The organism is Ciceribacter thiooxidans (assembly GCF_014126615.1).
GTDB lineage: Bacteria > Pseudomonadota > Alphaproteobacteria > Rhizobiales > Rhizobiaceae > Allorhizobium > Allorhizobium thiooxidans.
In genome coordinates, this window is record NZ_CP059896.1 from 729803 (window position 1) to 740498 (window position 10696).

11 protein-coding genes are annotated in these 10696 nt (G+C 62.5%); 6 read left to right on the forward strand and 5 right to left on the reverse strand.

Going from position 1 to position 10696, the window contains the following annotated elements; all coding sequences use genetic code 11:
* The 4 genes from arsB to H4I97_RS03360 form a co-directional block, all read right to left on the reverse strand.
* A complete protein-coding gene (gene arsB, locus H4I97_RS03345; protein WP_182306534.1) occupies window positions 1-1059 on the reverse strand; it encodes an ACR3 family arsenite efflux transporter in 1059 nt (352 codons plus the stop codon).
* On the reverse strand, window positions 1059-1601 hold the full coding sequence (locus H4I97_RS03350) for an arsenate reductase ArsC (protein WP_182306535.1): 543 nt from the start codon (window positions 1599-1601) through the stop codon (window positions 1059-1061). Before H4I97_RS03350 ends, arsB begins: the two co-directional genes overlap by 1 nt.
* 40 nt (window positions 1602-1641) lie before the next feature.
* Window positions 1642-1992, reverse strand: a complete 351-nt coding sequence (locus H4I97_RS03355; RefSeq protein ID WP_182306536.1) for an ArsR/SmtB family transcription factor — start codon at window positions 1990-1992, stop codon at window positions 1642-1644.
* Window positions 1993-3397: 1405 nt separating this feature from the next.
* Window positions 3398-4126 (reverse strand): GntR family transcriptional regulator, encoded by a 729-nt coding sequence (locus H4I97_RS03360; protein WP_210297090.1) that lies wholly within the window; start codon window positions 4124-4126, stop codon window positions 3398-3400.
* 130 nt (window positions 4127-4256) lie between these two features.
* Between H4I97_RS03360 and dctP the strand changes: the two genes are divergently transcribed.
* The 6 genes from dctP to H4I97_RS03390 all read left to right on the forward strand — a co-directional run bounded on the left by dctP (window position 4257) and on the right by H4I97_RS03390 (window position 9831).
* The gene (gene dctP, locus H4I97_RS03365; RefSeq protein ID WP_182306537.1) at window positions 4257-5282 is read left to right on the forward strand and encodes a TRAP transporter substrate-binding protein DctP; all 1026 of its coding nucleotides are present in this window, start codon (window positions 4257-4259) and stop codon (window positions 5280-5282) included.
* 73 nt (window positions 5283-5355) lie between these two features.
* On the forward strand, window positions 5356-5877 hold the full coding sequence (locus H4I97_RS03370) for a TRAP transporter small permease subunit (RefSeq protein ID WP_182306538.1): 522 nt from the start codon (window positions 5356-5358) through the stop codon (window positions 5875-5877).
* Entirely contained in the window at window positions 5867-7183 is a 1317-nt protein-coding gene (locus tag H4I97_RS03375) for a TRAP transporter large permease (RefSeq protein ID WP_182306539.1), read from the forward strand. The genes H4I97_RS03370 and H4I97_RS03375 overlap by 11 nt, the downstream gene beginning before the upstream one ends.
* Window positions 7184-7194: 11 nt before the next feature.
* Entirely contained in the window at window positions 7195-7359 is a 165-nt protein-coding gene (locus tag H4I97_RS03380; RefSeq protein WP_182306540.1) for a hypothetical protein, read from the forward strand.
* A gap of 4 nt (window positions 7360-7363) precedes the next feature.
* Window positions 7364-9097: an L-arabinonate dehydratase gene (araD, locus tag H4I97_RS03385; protein ID WP_182306541.1), complete on the forward strand. Its 1734-nt coding sequence runs from the start codon at window positions 7364-7366 to the stop codon at window positions 9095-9097.
* An 8-nt stretch (window positions 9098-9105) separates the two neighbouring features.
* Window positions 9106-9831: a ribonuclease activity regulator RraA gene (locus H4I97_RS03390; protein WP_182306542.1), complete on the forward strand. Its 726-nt coding sequence runs from the start codon at window positions 9106-9108 to the stop codon at window positions 9829-9831.
* 187 nt (window positions 9832-10018) lie between these two features.
* Here H4I97_RS03390 and H4I97_RS03395 read toward each other — a convergent pair whose 3' ends face one another.
* Window positions 10019-10606, reverse strand: coding sequence for a TetR/AcrR family transcriptional regulator (locus H4I97_RS03395; RefSeq protein WP_182306543.1), 588 nt, complete (start codon window positions 10604-10606; stop codon window positions 10019-10021).
* Window positions 10607-10696: the final 90 nt, after the last annotated feature.

Genomic DNA, 10696 nt, shown 5'->3' on the forward strand with positions numbered 1-10696 from the left:
TCATGCCTTTTCGGTGGAGATGCCGCGGGAGACGGCGGCGCCGCGTTCGTACCATCCCTTGCTGCGGTTGACGATCCAGACGACCGACAGCATGACCGGAACCTCGATCAGCACGCCGACGACGGTGGCGAGTGCGGCCCCCGACTGGAAGCCGAAGAGGCTGATCGCCGCGGCGACGGCGAGCTCGAAGAAGTTCGACGCGCCGATCAGGGCGGAGGGGCCGGCAACGCAGTGCTCTTCGCCGGACCAGCGGTTGAGGAGATAGGCGAGCCCCGAGTTGAAATAGACCTGGATCAGGATCGGCACGGCAAGCAGGCCGATGACCGCCGGCTGCGCAATGATCTGCTCTCCCTGGAAACCGAAGAGCAGGACGAGGGTGGCGAGCAGCGAGACGAGCGACAGCGGTTGCAGACGGGCGAGCAGGCGATCGAGCCCTCCCGGCGTGCCGGCGGCAAGCAACCGTCGCCGCAGCAGCTGCGCCACCACGACCGGGATGACGATATAGAGCACCACCGAGAGCACGAGCGTGTCCCACGGGACGGTGATCGCCGAAAGCCCGAGCAGCAGGGCGACGATCGGCGCGAAGGCGATCACCATGATCGCGTCGTTCAGCGCCACCTGCGTCAGTGTGAAATGCGGTTCGCCCTTCGTGAGGTTCGACCAGACGAAGACCATCGCCGTGCAGGGGGCGGCGGCGAGGATGATGAGGCCGGCAATATAGGAATCGATCTGCCCCGCCGGCAGGTATGGCCGGAACAGCCAGCCGACGAAGAGCCAGCCGAGCAGCGCCATCGAGAAGGGCTTGACCGCCCAGTTGACCAGCAGGGTGACGCCGATGCCGCGCCAGTGGCGGCCGACTTCGGAAAGGGCCGCGAAGTCGATCTTCAGGAGCATCGGCACGATCATCAGCCAGATCAGCACGGCGACGGGCAGGTTGACCTTGGCGATTTCCAGCGCGCCGATCGCATGGAAGAGCGCCGGGAAGAGATGGCCGAGTGCGATGCCGGCGATGATGCAGAGGCCGACCCAGATCGTCAGGTAGCGTTCGAAGGTGGACATCAGGCGACCTTTCCGCCGGCCGTATCGGCGGCTCCGTGGCTTGCGCCTTCCATGGTGCCGATCTGCTTCAGCCGGGTTTCCAGCGCGAGCTTGTCGATCGAGGAAAGCGGCAGGCTGGTGAAGACGGTGATGCGGTTCTTCAGGAAGCGGGCGGCCTGGCCGAAGGCCCGTTCCTTCTCGAGGTCGGAGCCTTCGGCCGCGGCCGGGTCCTCGACGCCCCAGTGGGCTGTCATCGGATGGCCGGGCCAGACCGGGCAGGCCTCGCCGGCGGCGTTGTCGCAGACGGTGAAGATGAAATCGATCTCCGGCGCGCCGGGCTCGGCGAATTCGTCCCAGCTCTTCGAGCGGTAGCCGTCCGTCGGATAACCGAGAGCGGCGAGTGTCTTCAGCGCCAGCGGATGCACCTCGCCCTTCGGGTGGCTGCCGGCGGAGAAGGTGCGGAAGCGTCCGTTCCCCTCCTTCGCCAGGATCGCCTCGGCGAGAATCGAGCGGGCGGAATTGCCCGTGCAGAGAAAGAGCACGTTGTAGATCCTGTCGGTCATGGTCGTCGTCCGTAGGTTGTTTGCGGCGTGAGGGCGGTCATTATGCGCAGGCTGCCGGCGGGCAGCAGGGCGCAAGGTCGGCGATCAGCGGCGCGCAGAGCTCGGCATTGCCGCCGCAGCAGTCCTTGAGAAGATAGAGCGTCATCGCCCGGAAGCAGGCGAGGTCGGCGCGGTAGAGGATTGACCGGCCCTGCCGCTCGCCCGTCACCAGTCCCGCCTGGGCGAGCGTCGAGAGATGCGCCGACATGGTGTTTTGCGGCACGCCGGCAAGCCGCGCCAGCTCTCCCGCCGGCACACCGTCGGGTTCCCGCGCCACCATCAGGCGAAAGGTCTGCAACCGCGTCGGCTGCGCAAGCGCGGCCATCGCCGCGATGACATTTTTTTCATCCATATATCCAGAATAATGGATGGATTTGGTGTGTCAAGGCGCGAGGTATGGGGGAGGGTGAGCCCTGTTTCCGTGGCACACGCCTCACCTTCGCCCCTCACCCTGACCCTCTCCCCGCAAGCGGGGCGAGGGAACGGTCGCGGCGGCGCCACGAGTCCCTTCTCCCCATCCCGATGGGGAGAAGGTGCCGGCAGGCGGATGAGGGGCTTTTTCACCCGCCGAGGGAGAGGAATGGTCGCAGCGCCGGCCGCAGACCGATCTCCCCCTCGGCGGGGGAGAATGGAATTTCAACATCTTAGCCGCAGGCTAAGTGTTAGAAATTCCAAGTGAGGGGGGAGGTTTCACCTGTTTGACATCCCCCTCACCTGCGATTTCTGGCACTTACGCCTTCGGCCTAAGCTGCCGAAATCGCTTCCTCTCCCTCAAGGGGAGAGGACTGGCCGCAACGCAGGCCGCAGGCCGATCTCCCCTTGAGGGGAGATGTCACCGACGGTGACAGAGAGGGTGAGCCGCCCCACTTCGGCTCACCGCAAAAATTCCCCAACGAAATCAAACCCCACCCCTCATTTTCATTCACCCCCTTCCGACCTGTCGTAGAATCACCCCGTTCCGCCGTCGGATACACCGGACCATGCGAAGTCCGGCGAGGCGGGACCGGCGCCGGGGTCGACGACTGTCGCAGGTCGAAAACCCCGGCCGCTGCAACGGTCTCCCTCCGCGGGAGGCGGAAGGCGAGACGGTCCGGACCGGCTCGCCGTCACCGCCGCTAACGCGGGCGTGCCTCAGAGGCACACAGACAGGCGCCCGGGGAGCTTGAAAAAGCTCCCCGGCGAAAAGACGGCGGGGTGAGTTTCAGGATCGTGAATGATCCCGGCTCATCTGCCGGCGAGGGTCAGGCCGGACGGTACCATCCGGCGGGATCTTCCCGGGCCACCGGCCAGGCGTCAGCGAAGGTCCGTCACCGCACGGATGAGCGCTCGACGCCGATCCGCGCCGGCCGATGTCGAGACGTCAAGTCCCGGCAGAGGCGCCGCCTTGCCAGAGAGACGCATGCAGCGGGACAGAACGCCGAACGGGGCGCCGAGAGGTGCCATATAAAATAACTTACGAGGCAGCTTTCAGCGCCCCGTCCAATCCCCGCGTCCGAAAGGACAGAAGGGGAAACCGAAATGCCAAATGCCACGGCGGGAAACCGCGCGTGAACGCATTGTCGTACCAGACGGCCAGGCCGCCGACGGGCGAGGGTGACAAGCCAGTTCTTTGAAAATAAGGGGAATTGGCAGCGGGAGAGCATTTCCGCCAATACCGTGCGACGGTTGATATCAGATGCTGACCGGTTTCGTGGCGGCTGGCCGCCATAGGGCTCCGTCGCTATGCCGCGAACGCTCCCGGCCGGCTCGCGGTCACGTCAGGATAGGAAGTATTTCGGATAACGGGACTTGATGTCGTCGATCTGGGCGAGGGTGCCGGAGAGATGGCTGCGCACGGCGTCGACTGCCGCCGAAGTGTCGCCGGCAGCGATACGGTCCACGATCAGACTGTGGTAGTGAACTATACTCGCCGGCTTGCCGGGATCGGGCAGGTTTAGGTTGCGAAGCCTGTCGATATGTCCCGATCGCGACACGATCAGATCCCACAGGTTTGACACGCCTGCCGCATCGCACAGGGCCCGATGAAACAGGCGGTCGAGTCGAGAAAAGCGCTCAAGGTCATTGTCTTCCAGGGCAGACTTCTGGAACGAGAGTACCTTGGCCGCCGAAGCGAGTACCGTCCGGTCGTGGCTGTCGGCAAGCCTGCGCGCGACCTCGAGTTCGACGGACAGGCGAAGGAATTGGGTCTCTCGCGCCTGCTCGATGTCTATCTTCGATACTTCGGTCTTCGACTGGGGGAAGATGACGAGAAGCCCTTCTTCCTCCAGCTTCAGCATCGCGTCCCGCACCGGAGTCTGACTGACTCCATAGTAGGCTGCAATTTCCTGACGCGACAGGTTACGCCCGGGTGCCAACTCCAGCGTCACAATCCGCTCGCGAAGTGCAGCATGGATCTGCTCACTCGCGGAGATGCGCCTGATCCGCGGCGATGCGGCCTCGCCGAGCATTGCGGCATCCGCCGTGTAGGTCAGTTCTGGCAAGTTCATGGTCGATAGATATCCCAGCCTTTGGCGAAACGGAATGCCATCATAGAACATCGTTGACTGAGATGCACTAATATATTAGTGCATTAGATGACGGGTGGATCATCCCGTCCTTAGTCGATGGGAGGACATCATGAATTTCAAGAAGACGGCCGTTCTTGCGGCCTCGGTTTCCCTGTTCGCCACGGTGGCGTCGGCGGAAACCTTCAATATCCAGACCTCTTTCAATGCAGGCGATTTCTCCACCCAGTACATCACCGAAAACTGGCTTCCGAAGATCAAGGAAATGACCGGCGGCCGTGTGGAGATCGTGCTCACCCCCAATGGTTCGGTCGTCCCGGCCAAGGAAACCCCGGATGCAGTCGCCGCCGGCGTGCTCGATGGCGATTTCACCTCGGTGAACTACTTCTCCGGCCGCGAGCCTGCCTACGCCATCATGGGTGACCTCATCTCCGGTTACGATACGCCCGAACAGATGCTCGGCTTCTGCAAGGATGGCGGCGGCGAAGCCGTCATGCAGAAGGCCGCCGATGCCGTCTCCGGCGGGGAGGTCCATGTCGTCGCCTGCGGTCCCTATTCCAAGGAAGCCTTGCCCGCGCGCGTGCCGATCCGTACCTTCGAAGACCTCGCAGGCAAAAAGATCCGCTCGCCGGAAGGCCTTGCGGCCGCCGTTTTCCAGGCGGCGGGGGCCTCTCCGGTTTCGATCCCGTTCTCCGAAGTCTACGGTGCGCTGGAAAAGGGGATCGTGGATGCGGCCGATGCGTCAGCCTATGTGAACAATGATGCGACCGGCCTGCACGACGTTGCGCCTTATCCGCTCTATCCCGGCATTCACTCGATGCCCTCCATGCAGTTCACCATCAACAAGCAAAAATGGGACGCTCTGTCGGAGGCCGACCGTACGGCTCTGCGCGACTGGTGGTACGAAGCCATGTCCGCGATGACCGCAGAGGTTGCCAAGAAGGACAAGGAGTTGGCGGCCCGCGACAATGCCGGCGGCAAGATCGAGGTCATCAACTGGGCGCAGGAGGATCGCGACCAGCTGCGTGAAGTCGCACGCAAGCAGTGGGAGGTCTATGCCGAGAAGTCTCCGCTTGCCAAGGAGGCGTTGAACGCCAACGTAGCCTACATGACCCAGATCGGCCTTTTCAAGAAGTAACGTCAAGTTCGACCGGGCGCTGCCGTCACATGCGGCGGCGCCCATAATTGAAGTCATCTCAAAAGGCCGCGTGATGAGACGTTTTCTCGCCACCTATGCCGACGTCATGGACCGCGTCAGCGTGTTCGTGGGCCAAGGCTGTTCCGTGCTCTTTTTCGCTTGTATCGGCGTCTCCGCGCTGGAGGTCGTCATGCGATACGGTTTTGACCGTCCGACGGTCTGGTCTACCGAACTCGCCATGACGCTGTGCGCATCCGCCTGGGTGCTTGCCGTCGGTTATGTCACCGAGCGCCATCGTCACATTTCGATCACGATGATCGAAACCCTCATCAGCCCACGTCTCTGGCACGTCTTCCGGCTGTTGCAGATGCTGATCTCCGCCGGCGCCATCCTGGTGTTGACGCTCGCGCTGTGGGGACCCGCCGTCAAGGCGTTGCGGCATGTCGAGTACTCCGGCACCGCGCTCAACTCCATCCAGCCGACCTACCTGAAGGTGTTGTTGGTAGTCGGGTGCATTCTTTATCTGCTGCAGCTTGCCGCGAACGTCATTCGCTGGGCGCACGGAACCGAAGGGGAGAGCGCCGGTGGGCATTGAAACCATTACGGTCCTGATCGTCCTCTCGCTCCTCGCGTTGATGGCGGTCGGCGTTCCGCTCGGCATCACTACGCTGACGGTGTCGCTCGGCACGGCGCTTCTCTATTTCGGCGAGCGGGCCGGCTATTTCATAGTCGCCGCCAATGTCGGCGAAGTTCTGCACAAGTATGAACTGATCGCCGTCCCGTTCTTCGTTTTCATGGCCAATGTGCTGGAGCGATCGGGGATCGCCCATTCGCTGTTCGACAGCATGGCCGTCTTAGGCGGGCGGTTCCGCGGTTCGGTCGCCGTGCAGACCTGCATCGTCGCCGTTGTCCTTGCCGCCATGTCCGGCATCATGGGGGGCGAGATCGTCATGCTCGGTCTCATCGCGTTGCCACAGATGTTGCGCCTCGGCTATGACCGCAAGCTCTCGATCGGGATCATCTGCGCGGCGGGGGCGCTGGCTACCCTGATCCCGCCGTCGGTCGTGCTGATTGTCTACGGTCTTGCTGCGCAGGTCTCGATCACCAAGCTCTTTGCTGCCTCGGCAATCCCCGGCCTGCTCCTGGCGACGCTCTACATTGCCTACATCATGGTGCGGGTGCGACTCAATCCGGCGATGGCCCCGATCTACGACATTCCGGAAACCGGCCTGCCATTCTTCAAGCGTCTGAAATTCCTCAAAGGTGTCATCCTTCCGGGCATCCTTATCGGTGCGGTATTGGGGGTCATTTATTCGGGAGTTGCGACGGTCACCGAAGCCGCGGCTGTCGGCGCCGTCGGCGCGCTGGTCGTCGCCGGCGTCCGCAAGGAATTGACCTGGGCCATGACCCGCGACGCCATGCGCCAGACCGTGTTGACCGTCGGGTCGATCATCTGGCTGGTGCTCGGCGCGATCTCGCTGATCGGCATCTATAACCGCATCGGTGGCGGAGAATTCCTGCGTGGTCTGCTGACCGCGCTGGATATCGCGCCGATCTGGGTGATCGTCGTGATGATGCTGATTGTCATGGTGCTCGGCACGTTTCTGGAATGGATCGCGATCATCTTCATAACCGTGCCGATCTTCGCACCGGTGGTGATTGACCTCGGATTCGATCCGATCTGGTTCGGCGTGCTCTTCGCCATGAACATCCAGATCTACTACCTGTCGCCTCCCTTCGGCCCTGCCTGCTTCTTCCTGAAGTCAGTGGCGCCGAAGGATATCCAACTGCAGGAGATTTTCGCAGCCGTGCTCCCGTTTATCGCGTTGCAGGCGGTCGGATTGTTCCTGGTGCTGTTCTTCCCCGACCTCGCCCTCTGGCTACCGTCGATGCTCAACTGAGGAGATCGATCATGAAGATCACCGAAAAGGATCTGACACGACAGGACGAAGACATCGCGCCTCAGGAATTCTTGGAAGAGGAGGCGAGGGACTATCGCTTCGGCAACCTGCCGGAAGTCGTCGGCCTCGTCTTCACCGTCTTCGTCATTTGGCTGACATTCGCATTCACCGGATAAGATCATGACACGCAAATCTCCCCCGGACCTACGTTCGGCACGCTGGTTCTCACCCGACGATCTCCGTAGCTTCGGCCACCGGTCGCGCATGATGCAGCTCGGTTATTCCGAAGAGGATTTCCGGGACCGGCCCGTCATCGGCGTCCTGAACACCTGGTCTGAGCTCAACACCTGCCACGCCCACTTCAAGGAACGCGTGCAGGATGTGAAACGGGGCGTGTTGCAGGCCGGTGGATTTCCCGTCGAGATGCCGTCGTTGTCGGTTGACGAGAGCTTCACCAAGCCGACGTCGATGCTCTACCGGAACATGTTGGCCATGGAGACGGAGGAGATGATCCGCTCTCATCCGCTCGACGGCGTCGTGCTGATGGGCGGCTGCGACAAGACCACGCCGGGTCTGGTGATGGGTGCGATCTCGGCCGGTGTACCGATGATCTATCTTCCGGCCGGCCCCATGCTGCGCGGCAATTATGCCGGCAAGATTCTTGGCTCCGGGTCGGATGCCTGGAAGTATTGGGACGAACGCCGTGCCGGCAACATCACCGACGAGGAATGGCTTGGCATCCAGGGCGGCATTGCCCGTTCGGCCGGCACCTGCATGACCATGGGAACGGCCTCGACCATGACGGCGATCGCCGACGCCATGGGCCTGACACTGCCCGGTGCCTCGTCCATTCCGGCGGTCGATGCCGGCCACCAGCGCATGAGTGCCGATTGTGGCCGTCGTATCGTCGAGATGGTTTGGGAAGATCTGACGCCGGACAAGATCATTTCCGAGGGCGCCTGCCGCAATGCCGCCGTGGTGGCGATGGCGACCGGCTGCTCCACCAATGCGGTGGTCCACCTGATCGCCATGGCGCGCCGCGCCGGTGTGGATCTCACTCTCGACCATCTCGACGCGCTCGGCCGCGTCACGCCGCTGATCGCCAATGTCCGCCCCTCCGGCAAGGACTACCTGATGGAGGACTTCTTTTATGCCGGGGGTCTCCGCGCGTTGATGAAGCAGATCGAGGATCGCCTCGACTGCTCGGCGATGACCGTAACCGGCAAGACTCTCGGGGAGAACCTTGAAGGCGCAAGGGTTTACAACGACGACGTCATTCGGCCGCTGTCGAACCCAGTCTACGAAGAAGGCTCGCTGGCGGTGCTGCGCGGAAACCTCTGCCCCGACGGGGCCGTAATGAAACCGGCCGCCTGCGATCCGAAGTTCCATGTCCACCAGGGACCGGCCCTTGTCTTCGACAGCTATCCCGAGATGAAGAAGGCCGTTGACGACGAAAACCTCGACATCACGCCCGACCATATCATGGTTCTGCGCAATGCAGGTCCACTCGGCGGTCCGGGTTTCCCCGAATGGGGCATGCTGCCGATCCCGAAAGCCCTCATCAAACAGGGCCATCGTGACATGCTGCGGATATCGGACGCCCGCATGTCCGGAACGTCCTATGGCGCCTGCGTGCTGCATGTGGCGCCCGAGAGCTTTGTTGGCGGCCCGTTGGCGCTGCTCGAGACCGGCGACATCGTTCGCCTCGATCTGCCCAACCGCCGGCTCGACATGCTGGTCGACGAGGCGGAACTCGCCGCCCGCAAGGCCGCCTGGAAAGCCCCGGAGCGCCGTTTCGAACGCGGTTGGGGCTACATGTTCTCGCAGCATGTCACCCAGGCAGACCAGGGCTGCGACTTCGACTTCCTGCAATCCGATTTCGGCCGCACGGCCGGTGAACCAGATATCTTTTGAGGCAACCCATGACCGACTATGTCCTGTCCGACGACACGCGTGCGATCTTCAAGCGCATTTCTACCGCTTCGATCGCAACGCAACTCTTCAAACGTGGCCTGCGTAACCAGTTCATCCAGGGCGTTTCGCCGGTCTCGCCCAAGGAAGAGAATATGGTGGGGCAGGCTTTCACGCTGCGTTATATCCCCGCCCGTGAGGACCGGAACCCGCTTGAGGTCTTTCGTAATCCCGACCATCCCCAGCGCGTTGCGGTGGAAACCTGCCCGCCCGGCCACGTGCTGGTGATGGATGCGCGCAAGGATGCGCGAGCGGCGACCGCCGGCTCGATCCTTATCACCCGCATGGCGGTGCGCGGTTGCGCCGGCGTGGTTTCGGACGGCGGCTTCCGGGATGCCCATGGCATCGGCAAGCTCGACATGCCGGCTTACTGCGCCAAGCCTTCGGCGCCGACCAACCTGACCCTTCATGAGGCACTGGACATCAATGTACCGATTGCCTGTGGCGACGTCGCGGTGTTTCCGGGCGATGTCATCGTCGGCGATCGTGACGGTGTGATGGTGATCCCGGCCCACCTTGCCGAGGAGATTGCGGAAGTCTGTGCCGGGATGGAGAGCTTCGAGGATTTCGTCCTGGAGCAGGTGGCGGCGGGCGAAAGCATCATCGGGCTTTATCCCTGCACCAGGGACGAGAACCAGAAGAAATACGAGGAATGGCGGACGAAGACCGGTCGTTGACCCGGCACGTTGCCGGAGAAACGCCGAAAGCTCGCTTGGACGCTTTGCTGAATGAGGCGGCGGTGTCGTGCAGCGGCCTGACCGTCCCCATGCCGGTTACGACGACACGACGCCGATGACACCGGAAGCATGTCACGCTTGACCCGGGGCTTGGATGCCAGCCGACAGCGAAAGTGCCCGCTTCCGCTCAATCGTCCTTCTCGGAGCCTGCTATACGCTTCACCTCCGCGGCTGCTGTTTCAAGCAGGCGGTCCGACAGTTTCTCGCCCGTCAAGATCCGGGAGAGAGTCACGGCGCCGACCATGAGCGAAAGTGCTGCCATTGCCTTGCGCGACGCGTCTTCGTCATCGCTGGCCGGCATCATTTCCTCGAGGACCTGCAGATGTGCCTTAATGCCGTCCCGAAATGGCTTGCGGACCTCTGGGCTCTGGCGAGCAGCATCCGCGCCGAGAGCCACCAGCGGGCAGCCATCCCCCGTTTCTCCGCGGTGTCCTGGAGAAAGATAGAGATCGATGACGGCCTGGAGCGGATCGGAGCTCGAGGCGGCGGCCGAGGACCATTTACTGGTCGCGCTTTCCATGGCTCGCTGCGACGCAAGTGCTGCGAGATCATCCTTGGATTCGAACTGCTTGTAGAAGCCGCCCTGGGTGAGGCCGGCGCCTTTCATCAGATCCTTCAGGCCGATGCCATCAAAGCCCCTCTCGCGAAAGAGCCTGCTGGCGACATTGATGACCGTCTCGCGGTTCGCCTCGGCCTGGGCGCGACTGACTCTCATGAGTGCCTCCATTTAGATTACTATTGACATCTATATGTCATTTAGAGTTAGGTTGCAATCTAAGAATTGTACCGCCACCGTCAAGAAGGC

Bases quoted from the DNA above. Each gene is read 5' to 3' on its own strand.
- H4I97_RS03370 (WP_182306538.1), top strand. From the start codon at position 5,356: ATGAGACGTTTTCTCGCCACCTATGCCGACGTCATGGACCGCGTCAGC.
- H4I97_RS03350 (WP_182306535.1), bottom strand. From the start codon at position 1,601: ATGACCGACAGGATCTACAACGTGCTCTTTCTCTGCACGGGCAATTCC.
- H4I97_RS03360 (WP_210297090.1), bottom strand. From the start codon at position 4,126: ATGAACTTGCCAGAACTGACCTACACGGCGGATGCCGCAATGCTCGGC.
- H4I97_RS03355 (WP_182306536.1), bottom strand. From the start codon at position 1,992: ATGGATGAAAAAAATGTCATCGCGGCGATGGCCGCGCTTGCGCAGCCG.
- araD (WP_182306541.1), top strand. From the start codon at position 7,364: ATGACACGCAAATCTCCCCCGGACCTACGTTCGGCACGCTGGTTCTCA.
- arsB (WP_182306534.1), bottom strand. From the start codon at position 1,059: ATGTCCACCTTCGAACGCTACCTGACGATCTGGGTCGGCCTCTGCATC.
- H4I97_RS03380 (WP_182306540.1), top strand. From the start codon at position 7,195: ATGAAGATCACCGAAAAGGATCTGACACGACAGGACGAAGACATCGCG.
- H4I97_RS03390 (WP_182306542.1), top strand. From the start codon at position 9,106: ATGACCGACTATGTCCTGTCCGACGACACGCGTGCGATCTTCAAGCGC.
- dctP (WP_182306537.1), top strand. From the start codon at position 4,257: ATGAATTTCAAGAAGACGGCCGTTCTTGCGGCCTCGGTTTCCCTGTTC.
- H4I97_RS03395 (WP_182306543.1), bottom strand. From the start codon at position 10,606: ATGAGAGTCAGTCGCGCCCAGGCCGAGGCGAACCGCGAGACGGTCATC.